Below are 24308 nucleotides of genomic sequence, written 5' to 3' on the forward strand. Positions count from 1 at the left end.
CGTGCACGAGCCTCACACCGCCGGGGACCACCTCGTGCGCACGGGTGACTCAGGCACCCGGGTGGTCGCCCAGGATCTCGGTGCCGTGCGCCGCAGCGAGGATGGTGAGGCGCTCGGGGTCGGCCAGCAGCTCCTCCTCACCCGCATCCACGACGGCCTGGAAGAACTGCTCCATGCCCGCCGGCGAGACCAGGGTGAGCATGCGCACGGGCTCGGCGGTGAGCCGCCGCAAGGCGTGCGGGCGGCCCCGGGGGACCAGGAGGAAGGTCCCCGCGGACGCCTCGCTCTCGGCGCCGTCAAGCCACACCCCTGCACGCCCCGACAGCACGTAGAACGCCTCGTCAGCGGTCGTGTGCGTGTGCAGCGGCGTGGTCTCGCCCCAGAACTCCTCCTCGACCAGCCAGTACGCGCCCCGAGTCGTCGCGTCGTCGGCCTTCGTCGTGTACGTCGAGCCCAGCGCGGCCAGCCGCAGCCCCTCCCCGGGCCCGAGCAGCGTCACGGGGCAACGGTCCCGCCGGGAGAGGCCGCCGGTCAATGTCTTCGGGTGCGGCTTCCGATCAGGCGGTGACGTCGATCAGAACCTTGCCGACGGCGCCGTCCTGCACTGCCTGGTGCGCCTGCGCGGTCTCGGCCAGCGGGAACACGTGCAGCGGCAGGCCGGCCTCCTCGCCGACCCGGATCGCGCCGTCGCCCACCGCGGTGGCGACGTCCTCGATGGCCAGCACCTTGGCCCGCTCCGGCTCGGTGTAGACCAGCACGAACTGCCAGCGGGCGTTCGGGCCCATCTGGGCGCGCACCGGCACGGTCACCTCCGCGCCGCCGTCGTCGGCGTACATCGCGACGGCGCCGTGCATGCCGATGACCTGCGCGTCGACGGCGGCGTTCACCGCCGCGGACACCTCGACGATCGAGTCGACGCCTCTGGGGGCGATCTTCCGGACCTCGGCGACGACGTCCTGCTCGCGGTAGTTCACGACGTGGTCGGCGCCGGCCGCCGCGGCGAGCTGCGCTTTGCGCGGGCCGCTGACGGTGGCGATCACGGTGGCGTCGGACCAGCGGGCCAGCTGGATGGCGGCGTTCCCCACCGCGCCGGCGCCGCCCTGCACCAGCACGGTGTGACCGCTCAGCGTGCCCGGACCCAGCCGGTCGGGCAGCGACTCGGCCGCGGTGATGCAGCGGTGCGCGGTGAGGAACGGGATGCCGAGCGCGGCGCCCAGCTCGGACGACGGGTCCTCGCCCAGCAGCACGACGTGCCGCGCCGGGACGACCGTGTGCTCGGCGGCGGTGCCCCACGGGCGCTGCCAGGCGGCCTCCCAGATCCACACCCGCTGGCCGACCATCGCCGGGTCCACGCCCTGGCCGACGGCCTCGACCGTGCCGGCGCCGTCCTGGTTGGGCACCTGGCCCCCGGGGCCGGGCTGGGCGGTGCTGCGGGACTTCCAGTCGGTGGGGTTCACCCCGGAGAAGGCGACGCGTACCCGGACCTCGCCGGGGCCGGGCTCGGGCACCGCCCGATCGACCAGCTCGAGGACGTCGGGACCACCGGGACGGCTGTAGGAGATCGCTCGCACGTCGGGGCCCTACCCGGGAAGCAGCACCTGACGCACGCTCCGGTCGGGCACCGGCGACCCTGGCGACGCAGCCGGGTCAGCCGGCGTAGGCGTGCGGATCGACCGGCCACTCCAGCGGTGGCAGCCCGGTCAGCTCGACCATCCGGTCGACCGTCAGCTCGACCACCTCGTCCTCGGGCGGAACGCCGGCGGGTGACGCCATCAAGCGCCGCGCCTCCTCGGGCTCGATCTCGGCCCCGGTCGCTTCCCGCACCCAGCGGCTGAAGCCCTCGGCCTCGGCGGCGGTGTCCACGGGCGTCGCGACGTCGGGGTCGTCGAAGTAGAAGCGGGGCTCGTAGCGCAGGAAGAACCGGCCGCCGGAGGCGTCGGCCATCCGGTAGTCGACGGTCGCGAAGCCGCTGTCGTGCACGTCGAGGATCAGGAACGGCACCGCCGTCGGACCCTCCGTGCTCCACCGGCCGTCGCTGTAGGAGAACTTCCGGAACAAGCCCACGCACTCAGGCTAGTGAGCCGGTGCGCAACGCCTGTGCGACGTCGGCCCGCCCGTTGGCCTCCGCCGTCCCGGCCGCCGACTCCCAGTCGTAGTCGACCGCCCGGAACTCGTGCCGCCACGTGCCGTCCGCGTCGTCGGCGATCGCGTACCGGGCGTGCGGCGTCCCGGCCTCCATCACGTGCGGGTGCGGGGAGTCGTCGGTGTACGCCGGCTCCAGGGTGAGCGGGAGGCCGGCCAGCCAGGCGCGGTGCCGGTCGTCGATGGTGTCGTGCGCCAGCCGGTCCGAGGCGCCCATGCGCTTCCGAGGGAACCTCAGCGTGGCCCTGGTCGTGATCAGCGGTATCGGCGTCGGCATGGGCGTGGCGGTCGGCAACGTGCTCCGGGGCAGCTTCCAGCAGGGCTACACCCCGCAGGGCCTCCTGGGGCGCGTCGTCGTGAGCATGCAGTTCCTGAACTTCGGTGGCATCCCGCTCGGCGCGCTGGCCGGGGGAAGCCTCGGAACGGCGCTGGGGCTGCGCCCGACGCTGTGGGTGATGGTCACCGCGGTCGCTCTCCCGCCGTTGGTCCTGCTCGTCGGCCCGCTCCGCCGCGCCCGCGACTTCCCGGGCCGTCCCCTCGCCGTTCCGCGAAATCTCGGGTCAGCGGCGGTGGGACCCCCGGCTTGACGATGCCGGGCGCTCGCCTACTGTGAGTGCGCTGTGACTGCTGTCATACGCTGCGTCACTTCTTCTCCCTCCCCACGATGAGGACGTCCGTGCACTCCACCTCTCTTCCGACGGCCCGCCGCCGTCTCCTCGGTGGCGGGCTCGCCGCCGCCGTCGCCGTCGCCGTGCTGCCTCTCGCGGCCGGCGTGGCCGTCGCCGCCCCGCCGCCGTCCACCAGCTGGACCGATCCCGACCTCGGACCGAACGTCACGGTGTTCTCCCCCGAGACGCCGGTCGCCGAGATCCAGGCCGTCCTCGATGTGACCTTCGCCGCGCAGAAGGACAACGAGATGGGCAGCGAGCGCTACGCCTACCTCTTCGAACCGGGCACCTACGGCACGGCAACGCAGCCGCTGCTGGCCAAGGTCGGCTACTACACGGAGCTGAGCGGCCTCGGCGAGCACCCCGGGGACGTCGTCATCAACGGCAAGGCCGAGGTCTACAACCGCTGCCTGGGGGACGACGGCACCACCAACTGCATCGCGCTGAACAACTTCTGGCGCACGCTGTCGAACCTCAGGGTCGCCGTCAACGGCACCGGCCAGGACGGCTGCCGGGCGGCGGCGAACTTCTGGGCCGTCTCCCAGGCGGTGTCGATGCGCCGGGTGGACATCACCGGGGCCAACCTGTCGCTGATGGACTACTGCACCGCCGGCCCGCAGTACGCCAGCGGCGGCTTCATCGCCGACTCCCAGCTGCCGTTCGTCATCAGCGGGTCGCAGCAGCAGTGGCTGACCCGCAACAGCTCGGTCGGCGGCTGGTCCAACGGCGTCTGGAACCAGGTCTTCTCCGGGGTCGAGGGCGCGCCCAGCGAGGCGGCCTTCCCGAAACCGCCGTACACCACGCTGGAGACCACGCCGGTCAGCCGGGAGAAGCCCTACCTCTTCATCGATGACCAGGGTCGCTACAACGTCCGGGTCCCCGCGGCTCGCACGAACAGCCGTGGCATCACCTGGGGTGCGGGTGAGACTCCGGGCCGCACCATCCCGATCACCGAGTTCTTCATCGCCGAGCCGTCCAGCTCGGTGCAGGAGATCAACAACCAGCTGGCCCGCGGCAAGCACCTGCTGCTGACGCCGGGCGTCTACGACATCGGCAAGAGCATCGCGGTCAAGCGCGCCGACACCGTCGTCCTCGGCCTCGGGCAGGCCACCCTCACCGCTGTGGGCGGCGCGACCCCGCTGACCGTCGCGGACGTGCCCGGCGTCGTCGTGGCCGGCGTGACCGTGGATGCCGGCACGAAGGAGTCCTCGGCACTGCTGCAGGTCGGCAAGCCGAACGGCAAGGGCGGGAAGTCCGACCCCGCGAACCCGACCACGCTGTCCGACGTCTACTTCCGCGTCGGCGGCCCGCACGTGGGCAAGGCCGACACCGCGTTGGAGGTCAACAGCGACGACGTCCTCATCGACCACACCTGGGTGTGGCGCGCCGACCACGGCATCGAGGAGGGCTTCACCGAGGGCTACCTGGGCGACACCGACCGCTGGCGCACCAACACCGGCCGCGTCGGCGCGGTGGTCAACGGGGACCGCGTGACGGCGACCGGCCTGTTCGTCGAGCACTTCCAGGAGCACAACACGATCTGGAACGGCGAGGACGGCACGGTCGTCCTGTACCAGAACGAGCTGCCCTACGACCCGCCGTCGCAGGCCGAGTGGCAGGAGCCCGACGGCACGCTGGGCTGGGCCGGCTACAAGGTCGGCGACGACGTGCGGCAGCACCAGCTGTTCGGCGGCGGCGTGTACGGCTATCAGCGCAACGCCGAGCCCGGGATCACCACCGAGAACGGGTTCGAGGTGCCCGAGACGCCGGGCGTGCGGTTGCACCACGTCATGACCGTCCACCTCGACGGCATCGGGATCATCGAGCACGTGGTCAACGGTGTGGGTGGCCGGTCCGACCAGAGCACCTCCGGCACCCCGCAGTACGTCGTCGACTACCAGACGCCCTGACCTCCGGGGTGGGGCCGGGCGTTCCCGGCCCCACCTCAGAGGCCGCGCATCCGCAGGGCGGCCTGGGTCCGGTCGCGCACCTGCATCTTGGCGAGCACGTGCGAGACGTGGTTCTGCACCGTCTTCAGGCTGACGCCCAGCGTGCGGGCGATCTCGGGATTGCTCCGGCCGTGCGCGATGAGCGAGAGGACCTGGGCCTCCCGCTCCGTCAGGTCCTGGGCGGGGGCGCCGCGCCCGCCTCGCAGGACGCGTTGGGCCGCACCGGCGCCGATGACCGCCCCGCCGGCGGCCACCGAACGGATCGCCGCGAGGACCTCCTCCTGCGCGGCGCCCTTGAGCAGGTAGCCCCGCGCGCCGACCTGGAGCGCGGCCATGACGCTGTCGTCGTCGTCGACCATGGTCAGCACGAGGACGGCGGTTGCCGGTCGGGCGGCGACGATCCGCCGGGTCGCCTCCAGCCCCGGGGTGCCCGGCAGGTTGAGGTCCATCAGGACGACGTCGGGAGCCAGGTCGCCGGCGCGCCGCACCGCCGTCTCCCCGTCGCCGGCGGAACCGACCACGTCGATCTCCGGCACGGTCGCGAGCAGGGCCTCCAGGCCGGCGCGGAAGAGAGGGTGGTCGTCGACCACCAGGACGGAGATCACCGGGCGCTCACGTGCTGACCCACGCCGAACGGCAGCCAGGCGCGAACCGTGGTGCCGCGCCCCGGGGCCCCGAGGACCTCCAGCCGGCCGCCGAGCTGCTCCGCGCGCTCCCGCATGCTGTTCAACCCCACGCCGCCGTCGCGCGGACCGCGCGCTCCGGTCCCGTCGTCGACGACCTCGAGGACCAGTCCGCCCGCCGATCCGCGCACCCGCACGCAGGCATGGCCCGCACCGGAGTGCCGGACGACGTTGGTCATCGCCTCCTGCGCCACCCGGTAGGCGGCCACCTCCGCGGCCGCCGGCAGATCCGGGACCTCCCGGACGTCGACCTCCACCAGCAGCGCGGTCCCGGCGGCGAGCCGGTCGGCCAGCTGGGCCAGGGCGCCCGCCAGACCGAGTTCGTCGAGGGCGGGCGGTCGCAGGCCCTGGACGATCCGCCGCACGTCCTGGACGGTGTCCTGGATCCCGGAGCGCAGCCGGAGGAGCTCCGCGTCGACGTCGACGCGGCCCAGCTGGTTGCGCAGGGCGTCGACATGCAGGGTCAGCGCCGCCAGCGCCGGGCCGAGCCCGTCGTGCAGGTCGCGGCGCAGCCGCTTGCGCTCCTCCTCGCGCGCCATGACCTGGTGCTCCTGGGCGGTGCGGACGACGTCGAGCAGCGCAGCCGCGTGCACGACACCACCGAGCTGGCGGGCGACGTCGGCGAGCAGGTGGTGGTCGAGCGCGCGCAGTCGTCCACCGCTCCAGCGCAGGGTGCCCACCGGCGCCCCGTACGCGGTCAGGGGGACCTGCTCGAGCGTCGACGTCGGCTCCCCGGAGCTGGCCAGCACCCGGTCCAGGGAGTCGAGGATCTGCACGTGCCCGAGCCGCAGCCCGCCGGAGAGCTCGTCGGTCAGCGTCTGCAGGAGGCCGGAGACGTCGGTGGCGTCGGCCAGCCGGCGCCCCGTCGCGGCCAGCACCTCGGCCGGCTGTGACCACCGGCCGTAGGTCAGCCTGTTGGCCGCCTGCTGGAGGGCGTTGCGCAGCGGGGCGAAGGTCACCGCGACGACGCCGGCCGCCACCCAGGGGAGCCAGGGCGCCTCGCGGCTGCGGGTCATGGCCCCGACGCCGCCGACGACGACGGCGTACAGCCCCGCGATCAGCAGCGACAGCACCCCGTAGGTGAGCGAGCGGTTGACCACCAGCTGGATGTCGTAGAGCCGGTGCTGGGTGACCGCCACCGCGATCGCGAGGGGCACGGGCAGGGTGGCGACGGCGAACATCCAGGCGCTGGCGGCGTCGAGCAGGCCCACGGGAACGAGCAGGAGCGGACAGGCGAAGGCCAGGGCGAACCACGTCGTCTGCTGGCGGACGAGCTCGTCGTGGCTCCGCCAGCGCTGGACGAGCGTCGCCGTCGCCAGACCCAGGGTGACCGCCGCCGCGGCCAACCCCACCAGCGCCGCGACGTCGGGCACCACGGCCCAGGTGCGCGGCAAGCCGAACGGGTTGTCCAGGTCCGCGAGGCGCTCGTCGTTCGAGCCCGGCGCCAGCAGCGCCGCGGCGGTGAAGGCGGCCAGGGCCAGCGCGGCCGAGCCCCACGCCGCCCGGCGCAGCCGCGGCGTCCCGGCGGGCCGGCCGTCGGGGAAGAGCAGCGGCAGGAGGAGGACGAGGACGAGCCAGCCGGCCCCCCGGGCGGCATCGGCCAGCGGCGCGGCGACCCGCAGCGGCAGCTCGTCCTCTCCCGGGTTCCGGCTGGCGCAGACGTCGAGCACCGCGGATCCCACACCCCAGAGGACGACGCCGAGCAGGATGCACCGGCCGACCCCGTGACCGGGATGCCGCCAGGTGACGAGCAGTCCGACGCCGGCGTAGGCGCAGATGACCAGGCCCGCGGCCACCGCGGGAACCCGCTCGGCGGAGGTCGGCGCGACGACGACGGACGCGACGGCGCCGGCGACCCCGAGGAGTGCCGCCGACGCCGCGCCGATCCGGCCTGACATGGCGGTCAGGATCGCGCATCCGCCGCGGGAATGGGGGCGTTCCGGATCAGGGCGATCGCGACGCCGACCCACCACACGGTCCAGACCAGGGACGCGTATCCGTGCAGTTCCAGGGCGGCTCCGGCCACGCCGACCAGCAGCACGACGCCCACCGCGACTCCGCCGATGCCGGTCCACCGGGGGGAGAAGCGGTCGCTGAGGGCGGCCACGCCCAGAGCCGCGGCCTGGAGCGCCAGGACGAGCAGGCTGAGGAAGAAGGCGAAGTTGCGCACGTCGGCGACCATCCGCGCGGTCTCGAGGTCGACGCTGGAGTGACCGCCGTAGAGCGCGGCCGCACCGGCCGCCATCCCGGTGGAGAGCGTGATCGCGACGTAGGTGACCCCGGCGACGAGCGAGGTGCCGGCGGCCCACCGGCCGACGGGAGTGCGGGTGCCGACCGACCGGGCGAGGAAGACGAGTACCGGCAGGAGAAGCACGAAGGCCAGTGACTCGACGTACCCACCGGCCAGGCTGCGGGTGAGGCTGCCCTCGGCCAGGGCGTACCGGACCTCGTCGAGATCGTCGCCCAGGGCGGTGGTGCGTTCCTGGCTGAAGCCGGCGAAGAGCAGGACGACGTGCGCGAGGGCCAGTCCTCCGGCGACCCGCCACAGCGCGGGGGAGTGGGTGCCCGCTCGGGGCGGCGTCTGGGTCAGGGCCTGGGACATCGGGTTCCTCCTGTCGGTGGTGGCTGCAGGAGGAGCGTCGGTGCGTGCCGGTCCCGGCACATCGGGCCGGTTCCCGGTCCGGTCGGGAAGAACTCCCGACCGGACCCGGGGTCAGGACGGCGTGATGGAGAGGGTGAGCCGGGCGCGGCCCTCGTCGGAGCGGGCGGTGGCCAGTCGCTCGGCCGACGGGGTCCCGTACTCGGTCGTGCGCTGGCGCGCGGGCCGGCCGATCGCGGCGGCCATCGCCTCCAGCTCGGCGATGGTCTTCAGCGAGCCGTTCTCGCTGCCGGCCATCCGGCTGATCGTCTCCTCCATCAGCGTGCCGCCGAGGTCGTTGGCCCCGCCCTGCAGCACCGCCTTGGTGCCGGCGTCGGCGAGCTTGACCCAGGAGGTCTGGATGTTGGGGATCCGGCCGTGCAGCAGCAGCCGGGCGACGGCGTGGATCGCCCGGTTCTCGCGCACCGTCGGTCCGGGCCGGGCGACGCCGGCCAGGTAGATCGGCGAGTTGTGGTGCACGAAGGGCAGCAGCACGAACTCGGTGAAGCCGCCGGTCCGGTCCTGCAGCGCGGCGAGGGTCCGCAGGTGGGCGACCCAGTGCGCCGGGGTGTCCACGTGGCCGTACATCATCGTCGACGTCGTCGGGATCCCGACCTCGTGCGCGGTGCCGATGATCTCCAGCCAGGTCGCCGTCGGCAGCTTGCCCTTGGTCAGCACCCAGCGGACGTCGTCGTCGAGGATCTCCGCGGCCGTGCCGGGGATCGAGTCGAGCCCGGCCTCCTTGAGCCCGGTGAGGAACTCGCGGAACGACAGGCCCGTGCGCGCGGCCCCGTTGACGATCTCCATCGGTGAGAACGCATGCAGGTGGATGCCGGGCTGCCGCGCCTTCACCTCCCGTGCCAGGTCGAAGTAGGCGGTGCCGGGCAGGTCGGGGTGGATCCCGCCCTGCATGCAGATCTCGGTGGCCCCGGCCGCCCACGCCTCGTCGACACGGTCGCCGACCTGGCTCATCGAGAGCGTGTACGCGTCCGCGTCGGTGCGCCGCTGCGCGAAGGCGCAGAACCGGCAGCCGGTGTAGCAGACGTTGGTGAAGTTGATGTTCCGGTTCACGACGTAGGTGACGTCGTCGCCGTTGACGTCGGCGCGCACGGCATCGGCGAGCGCGCACAGGTTCTCCAGGTCGGTGTCGTCGGCGCCCAGCAGCGCCAGGTACTCGGCGTCGGTCAGCCCCGCCGGGTCCTGCTCGGCGTGCAGCAGCGCGGCCAGCACCTCCGGGTCCCCGGCAGCCAGTGCGGTCGACGAGCCGTCCCGGGCGCTCTCGGTGCGGGAGCGCAGCTCGGCCCAGTCGCCGTAGACGGCGTCGAAGTCGCTGCGCCGGTCGCCGGTGCGCCCGACGGTGTCCACCTCGACGTGCAGGTCCACTCGGCCCGATCCGGACCCGAGCACCGTCCAGGCCTCGTCCGGCTCCTGCCACGGCAGGCCGACGGGGTTGCGCCCCTCGATGGCCAGCCCGTCCGGGCCGGCGAGCGCGTCGACGTGCGGGCGCACCCGGGGATCCAGCCACGGCTCGGGCTGCCGCACGTACGGGGGTTGGGCGGCCAGCCGCTCGCGCAGCTCGAACCCGGCCTCGGCGGAGAGCGCGGCCAGCTTGTCGATGTTCGGCCAGGGCCGCTCGGGGTTGACGTGATCGGGGGTCAACGGGGACACCCCACCCCAGTCGTCGACCCCAGCGCGCAGCAGCAGTCCCAGCTCGGTGGAGTCGCTCAGGTTCGGCGGCGCCTGCACCCGCGCCTTCGGACCGAGCAGCAGCCGGGTGACGGCGACGGCGGCGACGTACTCCTGGAGGTCCAGGTCGTCGTGCGCCTGCATGGCGGTGCGCGGCTTGGCCCGGAAGTTCTGGACGATCGTCTCCTGCACGTGCCCGTGCCGCAGTGCCGAGGCCCGGATCTGCAGCACGGCGTCCACCCGCTCGGCGTAGTCCTCACCGATACCCAGCAGCACGCCGGTGGTGAACGGCACGGCGGAGCGCCCGGCGTCCTCCAGCACCCGCAGCCGGACGGCGGGCTCCTTGTCCGGCGAGCCGTAGTGCGGGCCGCCGGGCTCCGACCAGAGCCGGGTCGCCGTCGTCTCCAGCATCATCCCCATGGAGGCCGCGACCGGCTTGAGCCGCTGGATCTCCTCCCACGACAGCACGCCGGGGTTGAGGTGGGGGAGCAGGCCCGTCTCCTCCAGCACCCGGATCGCCATCGCGCGCAGGTAGCCCAGCGTGGAGTCGAAGCCGTGCGCCTCCAGCCACTCCGCCGCGACCGGCCAGCGCTCCTCGGGGCGGTCGCCGAGGGTGAACAGCGCCTCCTTGCACCCCATCGCCGCACCGGCCCGGGCGACCTCGAGCACCTCGTCGGGGGAGAGGTAGGGCGCCTTACCCTGGGCGCGCAGCTGCCCCGGCGTCGTCACGAAGGTGCAGTAGTGGCAGCGGTCACGGCACAGGTGGGTGAGCGGGATGAACACCTTGCGGCTGTAGGTCACCACGCCCGGGCGGCCGGCCGACGCCAGACCGGCGTCGCGGACCCGGCCGGCGGCGGTGAGGAGCCGGTCCAGCGGCTGCCCCTCGTCCAGGCCGCGGACGTGCAGCAGGGTCTCGGCCTCCACGGCGTCGAGGGTCACGCCGCGTTCGGCGCGGACCAGGGCACGGCGGACGGCGGACTCGGTCGGTGCAGGCAGTGCGCTCATAGCAGCACCGACGCTAGCCCCGGTCGGGAACGCAGCGCCTTCCCACCCCGGTTTCCGCGCCCCCGCCGCGAGGCGTCAGGCGTCGTCGGCGCGGTCCTCGACGGCGCCGTGGCGCAGCAGGCTCACGATGGCCAGCCCGAGACCACCCCAGATCACCAGCATCGCGACCACCATCATCACGACCGCTTCCGTGCTCATCGGGAGCCTCCCTCGTCGGACGCCGCCCCCGGGCGGGTGCCCGAGGTCGAGTCGGGGGTCGGATGCAGCGGCAGCGCCGGATCCGAGCCGGGTGGCGGACCGTCCAGGTGCGTCCCGGCACGCCACGGCATCCGCGCGAGCAGGAAGCCGATCAGCGGCAGCGCCACCACCACGGCCCAGCCGAAGACCACCAGGAGCCAGGTCGGGTAGTCCCCGTAGGGCGCGGAGAGGTCGTCCCGCAGCGCGAGGACCAGCACGACGGCCAGGCCCAGCGGGGCCACGATGCTCGTGAGCACCCGCCAGCCCGTGCCGACCCGGGGCCGGCCGTGCACGTTCAGGTGCTCGCCGAGCCGGGGCAGGACCCGGAGCACCCAGGCGACGACCAGCATGCTGACCAGCGCCACGACGAGGATGCCGTACTGGTTGACGAAGTGGTCGACGACGTCGAGCACGTAGATGCCGCTCGTCGTGCTGAACAGGATCAGGCTCAGCACTGCGGTGGGAACGACGACGGCGAGGGTCGCGCTGAGCCGGCTCGTCTCGAACTTGTCGCGGACGGCGGAGATCACCACCTCGATCACGCTGATCAGCGAGGTGATGCCGGCGATGACCAGCGACCCGAAGAACAGGACGCCGAGGAGGGCGCCCGCCGGCGCCTCGCTGATGATCGTCGGAAAGGCGATGAAGGCCAGCCCGATGCCCCCGCTGGCGACCTGGCCGACCGCGACCCCGCCGGCCTGGGCCATGAAGCCGAGGGCGGCGAACACGCCGATCCCGGCGAGCAGCTCGAAGCCGGAGTTCGAGAAGCCGACGACGAGGCCGGACCCGACCATGTCCTCGCGACGGCCGACGTACGAGGCGTACGTGATCATGATGCCGAAGCCGATCGACAACGAGAAGAAGATCTGGCCGAACGCGGCGGCCCAGACCGAGGCCGAGGTGAGTGCCGACCAGTCGGGCGTGAACAGCGCGTCGAGGCCGCTCCCGGCACCAGGCAGTAGCAGCGCCTGCACGACGAGGACGACGAAGGCGAGCACCAGCACCGGGATGAAGATCAGCGAGGTCGCACCGATCCCGCGCTGGACGCCGAGGGCCATGATCACGAGGACGGCCAGCCAGACGATCGCGAGCGGTACGAGCACCCCGGGCACGACGTCGGCGGTGACCTCGACGTCCCCCGCCTGCAGGAACTCGCCGAAGAAGAACGCTTCGGGATCGGCACCCCAGGCCTGGTCGAGCGAGAAGAACGTGTAGCGCAGCGCCCAGGCGAGCACCGCGGCGTAGTAGACGGCGATGACGAAGCAGATGGCCGCCTGCCACCAGCCGAACCCCTCGGTGCCGCGGCGCAGCCGCGCGAAGGACAGCGGCGCCGAGCCCCGGTGACGGTGGCCGATCGCGTAGTCGAGCAGCAGGAACGGGATGCCCGCGGTGAGCAGCGCGACCAGGTAGGGCAGCACGAAGGCCCCGCCGCCGTTCTCGTACGCGACGTAGGGGAACCGCCAGATGTTGCCGAGACCGACGGCCGACCCGATCGCCGCCAGGATGAAGACGCGCCGGGAGCTGAACCCGCCGCGGCGGCGCTCCGCGTCCGCCTGCTCCGCGGCTCCCTCCGCCGTCGTGCTCATGCGATCCCCTCCGTCGTGGTGCACGGCCCTGCCCGCACATCGAGCACCGGTCGAGCGCGCTCGTGGGGAAGAGGATGTCAGGACCGTGCCCCACCTGGGGAGGGGTGGCGCCTCAGACGTCCCGGCGCTGGAAGGACAGCGCGGTCAACCCCCAGACGACGGCGATCCAGATCGCCGCCCAGGCCAGGTAGGCGGCGGTGAGCGGAGCATCGCTGAGGAAAGGGAAGCCGGCCTCGCCCTGACCCATCTGGGCGAGCGCGAACGGGTCCTGGAAGGCGTTCATCGCGCCGCGCCACAGGCCGTCGGTGGGCAGCACCACCCGCGACACCGAGCCCACCCGCTCGACACCCTCGTTCCCCAGCGCTCCGCCGATCCCGCCGACGACGCCGGCCACCCAGGTCGCCCCGAAGAGGCCGACCGCGATGATCCCCGACGCCATGGGGGAGACGACGCTGGACAGCAGCAGGGCCAGGGTCAGCAGCACGACGGTCTCGGCCGCGAGCAGGAGGAGCCCGGTGGCCGGTTCCGGCGGCCAGTAACCGACCGCCCACCGCACCACGAGCAGCTGCGCCAGCCCGGCCAGGGCCACGTAGCCGCAGCCGAAGGTGAGCAGGCCCAGCCACTTGCCGAGCAGGACCGACGAGCGGCGGACCGGCCGGGCGAGGATCGCCAGGGCCTGCCCCGACTCCACCTCGCCGGACAGCGTCGGCCCGGCCAGGAACGCGGTGCCGATCGCGGCGATCAGGCTGAACCCGAACATGATCAGGTTCAGCAGCACCGAGGCGATCAGCCGGGCCTCGCCGCTGGTCATGGTGCCGAGGTCGGTGTCCAGGCCGATCAACTTGGAGAAGCCCCAGCCGCTGAGGACCAGCAGCACGAGCGTGAGCACCAGCAGGGCCCAGACGACGCGGCGCCGGAAGGCTTCCCGGAGTGTCAGGGCGGCGACGGTCAGCGCGATCACGGCTCGACTCCCGGCTTGTCCGGCTCCTCGTGGCTCGGTTCCTCATGCCTGAGCACGGCGAGCAGGCGCTCCTCGAGGCTGATCCGCACCGGCTCGACGGCGTGCACGCGGACGCCGAACCCGACCAGGTCGCGCACGAGGTCGGGCACGGTGACGCCGTCGTCGTCGGAGGCGAGCTGGACGGTGAACCAGTCCCCGCTCCGGGACATCGCGCCGGCGGTCCGCAGGCGGGCCTCGGCCCGCTGGTCGGCGCCGGCCAGCCGCAGCCGGACCTCACGCTGGCCGAGCAGCTCGGCCAGCGTGCCGGATGCGGCGACCCGGCCCTGGTCGAGGATCACGACCCGGTCGCACACCCGCTCCACCTCGCCGATCAGGTGGGAGTTGAGCAGGACGGCGACACCGCGGGACTTCAGCGACAGCACGATGTCGCGGACGTCGACCCGGCCCAGCGGGTCGAGCGCGCTGGTCGGTTCGTCGAGGACCACGAGCTCAGGGCGCGCGACGAGCGCGACGGCGAGGCCGAGGCGCTGCTGCATGCCCTTGGAGAACCCGCCCACCCGGTCACCGGAGCGCTCGGCGAGGCCGACGAGGGCCAGGCACTGGCGCCGCTCGACCCGCGGCACGTCGGCACCGGCCAGCTTCACGTGCAGGTCCAGGACCTCCGAGGCGGTCAGCCACGGCTGGTAGCGGAAGAGCTCGGGCAGGTACCCGACGGCGCTGCGCGACCGGGGGTCGCTCGACGGCCGGCCCAGCAGCAGCACCTCGCCCGCGTCGGGGCGCACCAGCCCGAGCAGCATCTTGATGACGCTGGTCTTGCCAGCGCCGTTGGGTCCGAGCAGGCCGACCACCTCGCCGCGGCCCACGGTGAAGGAGACGTCGTCCACCGCGGTCCGGCGTCCGTACCGCTTGCGCAGCCCGGAGCACCAGACCGCCGGGGACGGCGGCAGGTCCGCGAGCCCGACGGCGCCAGAGGTCACGCCGCGGACGGTAGCGGCGTCAGCGGAGGCCACGGGCGACCGACAGCAGCTCGTCGGCGCTCAGCGTTCCGGCGACGCCGGTCATCACGCCGTCCTCCACCCAGACCACCCCGGCGAACAGCCCGTCGCGGGACGTGAGCACGGTCGCCTCGGTGCCGTCGACGTCGGCCGTCGAGCTGGTCACCAGCTCGGCCGGCACGGGCAGCGGCAGCGTGCCGGCGTCCGGGGAGAGGCTGCGCAGCTGGTCGGCGACCCCGTCGGGCAGCCCGGGCAGCGACAGCAGGTAGTCCCGGACGGTCTCGAACGGCACGCCCGATGACGCCACGGTGGGCGCGCCCACCCGCGCGACGACGAGCGTCGGCACACCGGTCGGCTGGGCCCACATCGCCGCGACGCCCGGTCCGGCCTGCAGCCGCAGCATGCTGCCGTCGAGGCCGGCGGGCGGGGGTGGCAGCACCTCGCCCTCGGCGGCCGCGGCCTGTGCGGCCCTGGCGGCGGAGAAGGTGAAGGTCGCCTCCACGAGGCCGGCCGCCTGGTAGGTCGGATCGCCGGTGACGCCCTCGGGCAGCGCGCCGACCTCGGGCACCGCGAGACCGGTGCGCTCCTGCGCGGTCGCGGCGTCGGGCACCTGCTCCGGATCGGGCTCCCGGGTGAACTGCAGGTCGCCGTAGGCCGACAGGTCGGGGATCTGGACCAGGTCGGCGCTGGTCACCTGGACCGGGTCGATGCGCTCGGCCGAGAAGATCGGCAGCCAGTCGTTGGCCGCGGCCACACCCGCACCGGTGAGCAGCACCGTGGCGCCGAGCGCGGCGACGGCGGGGCGACGGACGGCGGAGCGCCAGCGGTTGCGCGCGGCGGGTGCGGGACGGAACGCGGGGGTCGGCGCCGGGGCGGCGGGAGCTGCCGAGAACCGGGCCCAGGCCGCGTCGGCATCGACAGCGGCAGCACCGGACGTCGTCAGGGCGGCACCGACGAGTTCGGCGTCGGCGCGGACCTCGTCGAGGGCGCGCAGGCAGGTGGAGCAGGCGGCGACGTGGCTGCGGTCGGCGTCGGGGACACCGGCGGGCTCGTCGACCAGCCGGCGCAGCACGCCCTCACTCGGATGACGCATGACGGTTCAGCTCCTTGCGCAGGGCGGACTCGGCGCGACGGACCGTCGTGCCGATGCTGCCGGGGGACAGGTCGAGTGCGGTGGCGACCTCGGCGTAGCTGAGGCCGCTGTGCCGGAGCACCAGGGCGACGGCCTGGGTGCGGGGGAGTGTGGCGAGGGCGGCCCGCACGCGGCTGCGGTCCTCGCGGGTGAGGACCGCCTCGGCCACGTCGGGGACCTCGGCGTCGGAGCCCGCGGCGACGGCCTCCTCGCGGGACGCCCGGCGGCGGCCCGAGCGGATCAGGTTCAGCGCGGCGTGCGCGGCGGCCACCGACAGCCAGCCGCCGGCCTCACCGGCGGGGACCGCCGTGCGGCCGAAGGAGAGGAAGACCTCCTGGGCCACGTCCTCGGCCTCGTCCCGCGAGCCGAGCACCCGGGCGGCGACCCCCACGACCCGCGCGTACTCGCGGCGGAAGACCTCCTCGAGGTCGGGCCGCACCGGCGTCGTCGCTCCCGCCACGGCACCGAACCCTTCGAGCCGGCCTCCCGCGCCGCGGGGGCGTGCCAGGACGACGGCGGCCGCCGGTCGTCCCCGATGTACGAGCTCCATACCTGATCAGCACCGCCGCGGCCCCGGATGTGACATCCGCGCCGCGGCGCCTCACGCACGTCCGGCCTGGGCACCCGTCTCGTCCACGAACCGGCCGCGCAGTCGCAGCAGCGGCGCGACCGCCGGGTTCAGCACCGGCACGCCGACCACCTCCAGCAGGGCCAGCACGTGGTTCCCGGCCTCGACCAGACGCTCCAGCCGGCAGTCCAGTGCGGCGGGGGCCTCGCGCAGCACGATCCCGCCGCTGCCCTCGGCCCGCGTCCAGGGCACCGTCTCCAGCAGGTGCCGCGCGCTCGGCCGCCCCGCCGAGGAGAACCGTGAGGCGACGATCGCGTGCGGTGCCGCGAGCACCGTGAGCGCGCAGGTGCCGACCGCCTCGAGCACCTCGGCCGGATAGCCGTCGGCGGTCAGCCCCACGGCGACCAGCGGCGGCTGCGCGGACACGCTCATCACCGAGCTGACCGTCGTGCCGACGTCGTCGATGTCGTCCCGCACCGTGAGCAGGCAGACCCCGGCGGCGTACTGGGCCAGGGCGGCGGCGAACTCGCTGCGGTCGACCGGCATGGCGGTCAGTCGATCACAACCGGAGGATGGTGCCGTGGCGGACGCAGCGGAACGCACGTGCGACGTCGTCGTCCTCGGGGCCGGCTCGACCGGGGAGAACGTGGCCGACGTCGTCGTCCGCGGTGGGCTCTCCGCCGTCCTGGTGGAGCCGGAGCTGGTCGGCGGTGAGTGCTCCTACTGGGCCTGCATGCCCAGCAAGGCGCTGCTGCGCGGTACCGAGGCGCTGGCCGAGGTCCGGGCGGTGCCCGGCGCGGCCGAGGCGGTCACCGGGGAGCAGGACGTCGCCGCCACCCTGGCACGCCGCGACTCCTTCACCTCGCACTGGGACGACTCCGGCCAGGCCGAGTGGGTGGCCTCGGCCGGGATCGACCTGCTGCGCGGCACCGGGCGGCTCGACGGCGAGCGCACCGTCGTCGTCACCGACGCCGAGGGCGGCACGGTCCGGCTGACCGCGCGGCACGCCGTCGCCGTCTGCACCGGCTCACGGGCCTCGGTCCCGCCGATCGACGGGCTGGCCGACGTCGCCCCGTGGAGCCCCCGCGAGGCGACCAGCGCCAAGGAGGCCCCGGGCCGGCTGCTCGTGCTCGGCGGCGGCTACGTCGGCTGCGAGATGGCCACCGCCTGGCAGGCGCTGGGATCGCAGGTCACGGTCCTCCAGCGGGGGCCGCGGCTGCTGCCGGCGCTCGAGCCCCAGGCCGGGGATGCCGTCACCGCCGCGCTGCGCGATGCCGGGGTCGACGTCCGGCTGGGCACCGCGGTGACCGGCGCCCGCCGCGACGGCACCGAGGTCGTGCTGAGCACCGACGACGGCGGGGAGTTCCGCGGCGACGAGGTGCTCGTCGCGGTCGGCCGCGCGGCCCGCACGGACGACATCGGTGCCGACACCGTGGGCCTGGAGCCGGGGGAGTACCTCCCGGTCGACGCCACGCTGCGGGTCGAGGGCTCGGCCTGGCTCTACGGCGTCGGCGACGTCAACGGCCGCCGGCAGCTGACGCACATGGGCAAGTACCAGGCCCGCCAGGCGGGCGCGGCGATCGTCGCTCGTTCCCGCGGCGAGGAGGTCGACGTCGCGCCGTGGTCGCCGTTCGCCGCCACCGCCGACGACGTCGCCACCCCCTCGGTGGTGTTCACCTCCCCGCAGGTCGCCAGCGTGGGGCGGACGGCGGCGCAGGCGGCCGACGCGGGCCTGCCGCACCGCGTGGTCGAGTACCCGATCGGCAGCATCGCCGGCGCCGCGCTGTTCGCCGACGGCTACACCGGCACCGCCGTCGCCGTCGTGGATACCGAGCGCGAGGTGCTGCTCGGGGTCACCTTCGTCGGCCCGGCGGTCGCCGAGCTCCTGCACGCGGCGACCATCGCCGTGGTGGGCGAGGTGCCGATCGCGCGGCTGTGGCACGCCGTCCCGGCCTATCCGACCATCAGCGAGATCTGGCTGCGGCTGCTGGAGACCTACCGCGGCTGACGTCGCACTGGGTTCCCCCGGTGACGATCGTTCTGCCGGGCGGCACCGGTCAGGTGGGTGGGCTCCTGCGGCGGGCGCTGGCCGCCCGGGGTGACGACGTCGTCGTCCTGAGCCATTTGTGCACTCGAGTCCGGGCCCTTTGTGCACATAGTGCCCCGGCTTCAGGACAAGGTGCTTCGTCAGTCGTCGGGGTCGGCGAGCTCGTCGAAGAGGCTGCGCGCCAGGAACGACCCGGTGTCGTGCAGGTCGTGCGCCTCGGGCGTCGAGGGGATCCGCGGCCGGGGGAGCTCCACCGGCGGTGCGGGCGGCTCGGGCAGGAGCGGGCCGGCGACGTCCTCGACCGGGGCCTGGGTGACCTCGCTCATGAGCACCTCCGCCGGGCTCGGCAGCGGTGCGGGACGACCGAAGGCGAAGCCCTGGGCCATCGCGCAGCCGTGCCTGAGCAGCCAGTCGGCCTGGTCCAGGTCCTCGATGCCCTCGGCGATGACCTGCAGCCCCATGCCGCGGCCCAGCTGCAGCAGGCCGTGCACGAGCGCGGCGGTCGAGGGCTCGGTGACGACGTCGGCGACGAAGGAGCGGTCGATCTTGACGGTGTGAATCGGCAGCCGGTGCAGCGCGGTGATGGCCGAGTAGCCGGTGCCGAAGTCGTCGAGGGCGAGGGTGACGCCCTGCTGGGTGACGACGGCGACCGAGTGCAGCGTGGCCTCGGCGGCGAACAGCGCCGTCGACTCGGTGATCTCCAGCTCCAGGCGGTGCGGCGGCAGGCCGGACTCCTCGAGCGCGGCGGCGACCAGCTCGCTGAAGCCGTCCTCGGCGAGGTGCCGGGCGGAGATGTTGACGTGCACCCGCAGGTCTTCGGGCCAGGTGACCGCGTCCAGGCAGGCGCGGCGGAGCACCCAGGCGCCCAGCTTGGAGGTGAGCCGGTTGTTCTCCGCGGCGTCGAGGAAGGCGCCCGGCGGGAGCAGCCCGCGGGTGGGGTGCTGCCAGCGGATCAGCGCCTCGTAGCCGAGCAGCGTCTCGTCGGCCAGGTGCACGATCGGCTGGTAGAAGAGCCGCAGCTCCTCGTTGTCCAGCGCGTGGCGCAGATCGGTCTCCAGCTGCAGGGCGTCGACCTCGTTGCGGGTGAGCGCGCCCTCGTGCACCTCGACGCGGGCGCGCTGCCCGTCGGACTTCGCCTTGGTGAGCGCGCTGTGCGCCTGGCGCAGCAGGTCGTCGGGGGTCATGTCGGAGCCGAGGGTGAGCCCGACGCTGGCCGAGAGGGTCAGCTCGCGGTCGTGGACGACGAACGGCTCGTCCAGGACGCCGAGCAGCCGGTCGGCCAGGGCGCGTAGGCCGTCGAGGTCCTCGACGTCCTCGGCGACGACCAGGAACTCGTCGGCGCCGAGCCGCACGGCGGTGTCCTCGACCCGGGTGCTCCAGCGGAGCCGGTCGGCGAACTGGCTGAGCACCAGGTCGCCGGCCTCGTGGCCCATCGCCTCGTTGACCGCCTGGAAGCGGTCGATGTTGAGGTGGACCAGGCCCACCTGCAGGCCCCGGCGGCGGGACAGCGCGACGGCGTGCCGCAGCCGGTCGGTGAGCGCGCGGCGGTTGGGCAGGCCGGTCAGCGGGTCGGTGTAGGCGCGGCGGACGGCGTCCTCCTCCGCGCGGCGGCGGTCGGTGACGTCGACCATCGACAGGACGACGAACTGCGGCGTCCCGTTGTTCTGGCGCACGACCTCGTGGGACTGGACGACCCACAGCTCGCTGCCGTCGGAGCGGCGCAGCCGGCGCTCGCCGTCCAGCAGGAGATTGGGGTCCAGGGCCGGCTCGCCGACGGCGGGCTCCAGGCCGAGGTCGCCCACCGGCGGGTCGTCGGGGTGTGCCAGCAGGTCGATGTGCCGGCCGGAGAGGCTCTCGGGGGTGCGGCCGGTCAGGGCGCACATCCGCGGGTTGGCCACCAGCACGTGCCCGTCGAGGTCGACGAGGGCCTTGGGGATCGGCGCGGAGAGGAAGAGCGCCTGGAACAGCTGACCCCGGTCGGCGAGCAGCGTGTCGATGGCCCGCAAGCGCTGCCCGGCGGTGCCGCCGGGCATGCCCGGGGTCCGGGGCGTCTCGGGTGCGGGAAGGCTCACCGGAACAGCGTTCCGCATCGCAGGCAAGAAGTGACGGAGGCGGTTTCCGGAGAGTCGTGGTCGACCCGTCACAGTGGGTGGTCTCCGGCCTCACGAGTCCCACGGGCCCCGCGCACGACAGTGATCTGCCATGCACCAGGGGAATCGGGGCGCCCTCGTAGGCGCTGCGCCAGCAGACATCGACGAGAGGACGTGGCGTGGAGAAGCGGATCGGGTTCCTGTCCTTCGGGCACTGGCAGCCCATCCCCGGGTCGCAGGTGCGCACCGGGCAGGACGCGCTGGTGCAGAGCATCGAGCTGGCGGTGGCCGCCGAGGAGCTCGGGCTCGACGGCGCCTACGTGCGGGTGCACCACTTCGCCCGGCAGCTCGCCTCGCCCTTCCCGCTGCTGGCGGCGATGGCGGCCCGCACTTCCCGGATCGAGCTCGGCACCGGCGTCATCGACATGCGGTACGAGAACCCGCTGTACATGGCGGAGGAGGCGGCCGCGGCCGACCTGATCAGCAACGGCCGGCTGCAGCTGGGCGTCAGCCGGGGATCACCGGAGACGGCGCTGCGCGGTTCGGAGGCGTTCGGCTACGTGCCGGGCCCGGACAGCACCGACGCCGACCTCGCCCGCCAGAAGACCGCGCTGTTCCTGGCCGCGATCTCCGGCGAGCCGGTGGCCGACGCCGATCCGCGGATGACCGGCGGCAGGTCCGGCCGGCTGCCGGTCCAGCCGCAGTCGCCGGGGCTGGCCGAGCGAATCTGGTGGGGTTCGGGCACGTTCGCCACCGGCGAGTGGACCGCGCAGCAGGGCATGAACCTGATGAGCTCCACGCTGCTGAGCGAGGACACCGGCGTTCCCTTCGACCAGCTGCAGGCGGAGCAGATCGAGCGGTTCCGCGCCGCCTGGGCCGCCGCCGGCTGGGAGCGCGAGCCGCGGGTGTCGGTCAGCCGCAGCGTCGTCCCGCTGGTCAGCGACGAGGACCGCGCCTACTTCGGGAGCGAGCGGTCCAGCCAGGACCAGGTCGGGCTCCTGGAGGGCGTCCGGTCGCGGTTCGGCAAGAGCTACGCCGCGGAGCCGGACGTGCTCGCCGAGCAGCTGGCCAAGGACGCCGCGGTGCGCGAGGCCGACACCCTGCTGATCACCGTGCCGAACATGCTGGGCGTCGACTACAACGCCCGGCTGCTGGAGAACATCACCAAGCACGTCGCCCCGGCCATCGGCTGGGTCCACCCCGACCAGCGCTGATCACCCGGCGAGATCTGCACACTCGCCCCCTCAGTGTCCGCGATGGGGGCGAATGTGCAGATCTCGCCGTCGGTTCAGGCGCGCAGGTCGAAGCCGAGGTCGAGCACCGGCGCGCTGTGCGTGAGGGCGCCGACAGCGAGGTAGTCGACGCCGGTGGCCGCGACGCCCGCCGCCCGGTCGAGCGAGAGCCCGCCGCTGGCCTCCAGCCGCACGCCCGTGCCGCCGACCAGCCCGACCGCCGTGCGGGTGTCCCCGAGCGAGAAGTTGTCCAGCAGGATCAGCTCCACGCCGGCCGCGATCGCCTCGCGCACCTGCTCGAGGGTGTCGCACTCCACCTCGAGGGCGATCGTCGGCGCGTGCGTCCGCACCGCCTCCACCGCGGCCGTGATCCCGCCGGCCGCGGCGACGTGGTTGTCCTTGACCAGGGCGGCGTCGCCGAGCGCCATCCGGTGGTTGACGCCGCCACCGCAGCGGACGGCGTACTTCTCCAGCGCGCGCAGCCCCGGGATCGTCTTGCGGGTGTCGCGGATCGCGGCGGAGGTGCCCGTCACCGCGTCCACCCACTGGCGGGTCAGCGTGGCCACGCCGGACAGGTGGCTGATCAGGTTCAGCGCGGTGCGCTCGGCGGTGAGCAGCGACCGGGTCGGACCGGTGACGCCGAGGACCGGTGTGCGGGGCCGGGCGGCCATGCCGTCGGCGGCGTGCAGGGTGACCTCGACGTCGCCGCCGCCCACGATCTCGAAGACGGCGGCGGCGACCGGCACACCGGCCAGGACGCCGGCGGTGCGGGGCACGATCTCCCCGGTCGCGCGCGCGCCGGCGGGCACGGTCGCGACGGTGGTCACGTCGGGGCCGAGCGCCAGGTCCTCGTCGAGCGCGCGGCGGACCACCTGCTCCACCGTCGTGGGCTCCAGGCCGCCCTCGCGCAGGACATCGGCGAGCTCCGCGCGCAGCGGGAACCACTCGGTGCCGGTCATGCCACTCCCTGGGTCTGGTCGGTGCCCGGCGCGGTGAGCTGCACGGTGCGCGTGCGCAGGTGGCCGGACGCGTCGATGCGGTGCGCGAGCCGCACCTGCCACTCGGGGCGGGTGTCCGGTGCGTCGGCGCGGCGGTGGCAGCCGCGGCTCTCCGGCCGGGCGAGCGCCGCGGTGGCCAGCAGCGTGGCCACGGTGTGCACGGCCGTGGTCTCGACGGCGGCGAGGCTCAGCGGGCGGTCGCCCAGCCGCGGTGCGGCCGACAGCGCGCCGGTCAGCTCGGTCAGCCCCTCGGCGCTGCGGACGACGCCGGCGTACCGGCTGGTGGCCACGCCGATGGCTGCGCGGGCGGCCGGGTCGACGGCACCGGTGGCCCGTGCCCGACGGGGTCGCGCGGGAGCCGGGGCATCGGCCGGGAGCTCCGCGTCCAGCAGTGCGGCGCACCGCCGGGCGGCGACCAGCCCCTCGGTGATCGAGTTCGACGCGAGCCGGTTGGCGCCGTGCACGCCGGTGCAGGCGACCTCACCGACGGCGAAGAGCCCTGTGACGCCGGTGCGCCCGTCGAGGTCGGCCAGCACGCCGCCGCAGGCGTAGTGCGCGCCCGGGGCGACCGGCACCGGCTCGGTGGCCAGGTCGAACCCGGCGGCCCGGCAGGCGGCGAGGATGCCGGGGAAGCGGCGGGCCAGGAACTCCGCGCCCAGGCCGGTCGCGTCCAGGAAGACGCAGTCGGCGCCGGTCGCCGCCAGGTGCGCGGCGATCGTGGCCGAGACGACGTCGCGCGGCGCGAGGTCGCCCAGCGGGTGGGCCCCGGCCATGACGCGCCGACCGTCGGCGTCGACGAGGACCGCGCCCTCGCCGCGGACGGCCTCGCTGATCAGCACCTGCTGGCCGGCCGCTCCCGGGCCCTGCCAGAGCACGGTGGGGTGGAACTGCACCATCTCGACGTCGGCCACCTCGGCCCCGGCGCGCAGGGCCAGAGCGAGCCCGTCGCCGGTCGCACCGGCCGGGCTGGTGGCGGCGGCGTACGCCTGGCCGTAGCCGCCGGTGGCCAGGACGACGGCGTGCGCGCGGAGGTCCCCGGCGTCGACGAGCGCACCCTCGGGCGTCGCACGCGCCACCCGCAGGCCGACGACGTCGCCGCGGCCGCTGGTGAGCGCGTCGAGCGCGACGGTCCGCTCGAGCACCTCGACGCCGGCGCCCGTGAGGGCTCCGACCAGCGTGCGGGTCACCTCGGCGCCGCTGGCGTCCCCGCCCGCGTGCACGATCCGGTCGCGGCTGTGCCCGCCCTCGCGGGTGAGCGCGGGGCGACCGTCGTCGGCCAGGTCGAGCCGCGCACCGAGGTCCTGCAGCAGCGCGACGGCGGCCGGTGCCTCGCTGACCAGCGTGGCGACCGCGGTCTCGTCGCAGAGCCCGGCGCCGGCGACCAGCGTGTCCTCGAGGTGCAGCGCGACGTCGTCGTCGCTGCCCAGGACGGCGGCGAGGCCGCCCTGCGCCCAGCGGGTGCTGCCGTCCCCGAGCGTCCCCTTGGTGACGACGGTGACGCGTCGCCCGGCCTCGGCGAGGGCGAGCGCCTGGCGCTGATACACATCTGACGCTGCAGACGAAGAGGATAGAGCAGATCTGGGCAGCTAGCGTACACATACAAACACGACATATACGATACAAGGTACGAAATGTGTCGGAGAGAAATACTTGACAGTAAACAGACGATATAAAGAGCCAGCGACGTAACA

The 24308-nt window shown here is 74.0% G+C and carries 22 protein-coding genes; 4 read left to right on the forward strand and 18 right to left on the reverse strand.

Features of this window, described 5'->3' with window-relative positions:
• Positions 1–49: 49 nt before the first annotated feature.
• The 4 genes from C5508_RS00540 to C5508_RS00555 all read right to left on the reverse strand — a co-directional run bounded on the left by C5508_RS00540 (position 50) and on the right by C5508_RS00555 (position 2359).
• Entirely contained in the window at positions 50–499 is a 450-nt protein-coding gene (locus tag C5508_RS00540; RefSeq protein WP_157943885.1) for a cupin domain-containing protein, read from the reverse strand.
• 58 nt (positions 500–557) lie between these two features.
• Entirely contained in the window at positions 558–1571 is a 1014-nt protein-coding gene (locus C5508_RS00545; protein ID WP_104522533.1) for an NADPH:quinone reductase, read from the reverse strand.
• 76 nt (positions 1572–1647) lie between these two features.
• The gene (locus C5508_RS00550) at positions 1648–2064 is read right to left on the reverse strand and encodes a hypothetical protein (RefSeq protein ID WP_104522535.1); all 417 of its coding nucleotides are present in this window, start codon (positions 2062–2064) and stop codon (positions 1648–1650) included.
• Between the two features lie 4 nt (positions 2065–2068).
• Positions 2069–2359 carry a hypothetical protein gene (locus tag C5508_RS00555; protein ID WP_198597751.1) on the reverse strand — a complete coding sequence of 97 codons (291 nt, stop codon included), beginning with the start codon at positions 2357–2359 and terminating at the stop codon, positions 2069–2071.
• A gap of 22 nt (positions 2360–2381) precedes the next feature.
• Here C5508_RS00555 and C5508_RS00560 point away from each other — a divergent pair, with 22 nt between their 5' ends.
• Together C5508_RS00560 and C5508_RS00565 are read left to right on the forward strand one after the other, a co-directional pair.
• Positions 2382–2729, forward strand: a complete 348-nt coding sequence (locus C5508_RS00560) for an MFS transporter (protein ID WP_104522537.1) — start codon at positions 2382–2384, stop codon at positions 2727–2729.
• Between the two features lie 77 nt (positions 2730–2806).
• Positions 2807–4720, forward strand: coding sequence for an adenylyl cyclase (locus C5508_RS00565; protein ID WP_104522539.1), 1914 nt, complete (start codon positions 2807–2809; stop codon positions 4718–4720).
• 35 nt (positions 4721–4755) lie between these two features.
• On the opposite strand, the gene C5508_RS00570 is transcribed toward C5508_RS00565, so the two are convergent.
• The 11 genes from C5508_RS00570 to C5508_RS00620 form a co-directional block, all read right to left on the reverse strand.
• Positions 4756–5364 carry a response regulator gene (locus C5508_RS00570; RefSeq protein ID WP_198597752.1) on the reverse strand — a complete coding sequence of 203 codons (609 nt, stop codon included), beginning with the start codon at positions 5362–5364 and terminating at the stop codon, positions 4756–4758.
• The gene (locus C5508_RS00575; protein WP_104522541.1) at positions 5361–7340 is read right to left on the reverse strand and encodes a sensor histidine kinase; all 1980 of its coding nucleotides are present in this window, start codon (positions 7338–7340) and stop codon (positions 5361–5363) included. The genes C5508_RS00570 and C5508_RS00575 overlap by 4 nt, the downstream gene beginning before the upstream one ends.
• Before the next feature lie 5 nt (positions 7341–7345).
• On the reverse strand, positions 7346–8044 hold the full coding sequence (locus C5508_RS00580) for a hypothetical protein (protein WP_104522543.1): 699 nt from the start codon (positions 8042–8044) through the stop codon (positions 7346–7348).
• A gap of 111 nt (positions 8045–8155) precedes the next feature.
• Positions 8156–10771, reverse strand: coding sequence for a bifunctional FO biosynthesis protein CofGH (locus tag C5508_RS00585; protein ID WP_104522545.1), 2616 nt, complete (start codon positions 10769–10771; stop codon positions 8156–8158).
• A 75-nt stretch (positions 10772–10846) separates the two neighbouring features.
• Positions 10847–10969 carry a methionine/alanine import family NSS transporter small subunit gene (locus C5508_RS00590; protein ID WP_104522547.1) on the reverse strand — a complete coding sequence of 41 codons (123 nt, stop codon included), beginning with the start codon at positions 10967–10969 and terminating at the stop codon, positions 10847–10849.
• Positions 10966–12594, reverse strand: coding sequence for a sodium-dependent transporter (locus C5508_RS00595; protein ID WP_104522549.1), 1629 nt, complete (start codon positions 12592–12594; stop codon positions 10966–10968). Before C5508_RS00595 ends, C5508_RS00590 begins: the two co-directional genes overlap by 4 nt.
• A gap of 112 nt (positions 12595–12706) precedes the next feature.
• Complete coding sequence (locus C5508_RS00600) at positions 12707–13555, reverse strand: ABC transporter permease subunit (RefSeq protein WP_104522551.1); 849 nt, start codon at positions 13553–13555, stop codon at positions 12707–12709.
• The gene (locus tag C5508_RS00605; RefSeq protein WP_232796816.1) at positions 13552–14532 is read right to left on the reverse strand and encodes an ABC transporter ATP-binding protein; all 981 of its coding nucleotides are present in this window, start codon (positions 14530–14532) and stop codon (positions 13552–13554) included. Before C5508_RS00605 ends, C5508_RS00600 begins: the two co-directional genes overlap by 4 nt.
• Positions 14533–14551: 19 nt before the next feature.
• A complete protein-coding gene (locus C5508_RS00610; RefSeq protein ID WP_104522555.1) occupies positions 14552–15643 on the reverse strand; it encodes a hypothetical protein in 1092 nt (363 codons plus the stop codon).
• Positions 15627–16142, reverse strand: a complete 516-nt coding sequence (locus C5508_RS00615; protein WP_232796817.1) for a sigma-70 family RNA polymerase sigma factor — start codon at positions 16140–16142, stop codon at positions 15627–15629. Before C5508_RS00615 ends, C5508_RS00610 begins: the two co-directional genes overlap by 17 nt.
• Positions 16143–16283: 141 nt before the next feature.
• Positions 16284–16796, reverse strand: a complete 513-nt coding sequence (locus C5508_RS00620; protein WP_104522559.1) for a flavin reductase family protein — start codon at positions 16794–16796, stop codon at positions 16284–16286.
• Between the two features lie 34 nt (positions 16797–16830).
• Between C5508_RS00620 and C5508_RS00625 the strand changes: the two genes are divergently transcribed.
• The gene (locus C5508_RS00625) at positions 16831–18258 is read left to right on the forward strand and encodes a dihydrolipoyl dehydrogenase family protein (protein ID WP_232796818.1); all 1428 of its coding nucleotides are present in this window, start codon (positions 16831–16833) and stop codon (positions 18256–18258) included.
• 179 nt (positions 18259–18437) lie between these two features.
• Here C5508_RS00625 and C5508_RS00630 read toward each other — a convergent pair whose 3' ends face one another.
• A complete protein-coding gene (locus C5508_RS00630) occupies positions 18438–20369 on the reverse strand; it encodes a putative bifunctional diguanylate cyclase/phosphodiesterase (RefSeq protein ID WP_232796819.1) in 1932 nt (643 codons plus the stop codon).
• Positions 20370–20566: 197 nt separating this feature from the next.
• Here C5508_RS00630 and C5508_RS00635 point away from each other — a divergent pair, with 197 nt between their 5' ends.
• The gene (locus tag C5508_RS00635) at positions 20567–21601 is read left to right on the forward strand and encodes an LLM class flavin-dependent oxidoreductase (protein ID WP_104522563.1); all 1035 of its coding nucleotides are present in this window, start codon (positions 20567–20569) and stop codon (positions 21599–21601) included.
• A gap of 74 nt (positions 21602–21675) precedes the next feature.
• Here C5508_RS00635 and nadC read toward each other — a convergent pair whose 3' ends face one another.
• Positions 21676–22578, reverse strand: coding sequence for a carboxylating nicotinate-nucleotide diphosphorylase (gene nadC, locus C5508_RS00640; protein WP_104522565.1), 903 nt, complete (start codon positions 22576–22578; stop codon positions 21676–21678).
• Positions 22575–24161, reverse strand: coding sequence for an L-aspartate oxidase (gene nadB, locus C5508_RS00645; protein WP_232796820.1), 1587 nt, complete (start codon positions 24159–24161; stop codon positions 22575–22577). Before nadB ends, nadC begins: the two co-directional genes overlap by 4 nt.
• Between the last annotated feature and the right edge of the window lie 147 nt (positions 24162–24308).

This window comes from Blastococcus atacamensis (genome assembly GCF_002938425.1).
Lineage (GTDB): Bacteria > Actinomycetota > Actinomycetes > Mycobacteriales > Geodermatophilaceae > Blastococcus > Blastococcus atacamensis.

Bases quoted from the DNA above. Each gene is read 5' to 3' on its own strand.
- C5508_RS00580 (WP_104522543.1), bottom strand. From the start codon at position 8,044: ATGTCCCAGGCCCTGACCCAGACGCCGCCCCGAGCGGGCACCCACTCC.
- C5508_RS00595 (WP_104522549.1), bottom strand. From the start codon at position 12,594: ATGAGCACGACGGCGGAGGGAGCCGCGGAGCAGGCGGACGCGGAGCGC.
- C5508_RS00575 (WP_104522541.1), bottom strand. From the start codon at position 7,340: ATGTCAGGCCGGATCGGCGCGGCGTCGGCGGCACTCCTCGGGGTCGCC.
- C5508_RS00620 (WP_104522559.1), bottom strand. From the start codon at position 16,796: ATGCCGGTCGACCGCAGCGAGTTCGCCGCCGCCCTGGCCCAGTACGCC.
- C5508_RS00555 (WP_198597751.1), bottom strand. From the start codon at position 2,359: ATGGGCGCCTCGGACCGGCTGGCGCACGACACCATCGACGACCGGCAC.
- C5508_RS00610 (WP_104522555.1), bottom strand. From the start codon at position 15,643: ATGCGTCATCCGAGTGAGGGCGTGCTGCGCCGGCTGGTCGACGAGCCC.
- C5508_RS00590 (WP_104522547.1), bottom strand. From the start codon at position 10,969: ATGAGCACGGAAGCGGTCGTGATGATGGTGGTCGCGATGCTGGTGATC.
- nadC (WP_104522565.1), bottom strand. From the start codon at position 22,578: ATGACCGGCACCGAGTGGTTCCCGCTGCGCGCGGAGCTCGCCGATGTC.
- C5508_RS00585 (WP_104522545.1), bottom strand. From the start codon at position 10,771: ATGAGCGCACTGCCTGCACCGACCGAGTCCGCCGTCCGCCGTGCCCTG.
- C5508_RS00565 (WP_104522539.1), top strand. From the start codon at position 2,807: ATGAGGACGTCCGTGCACTCCACCTCTCTTCCGACGGCCCGCCGCCGT.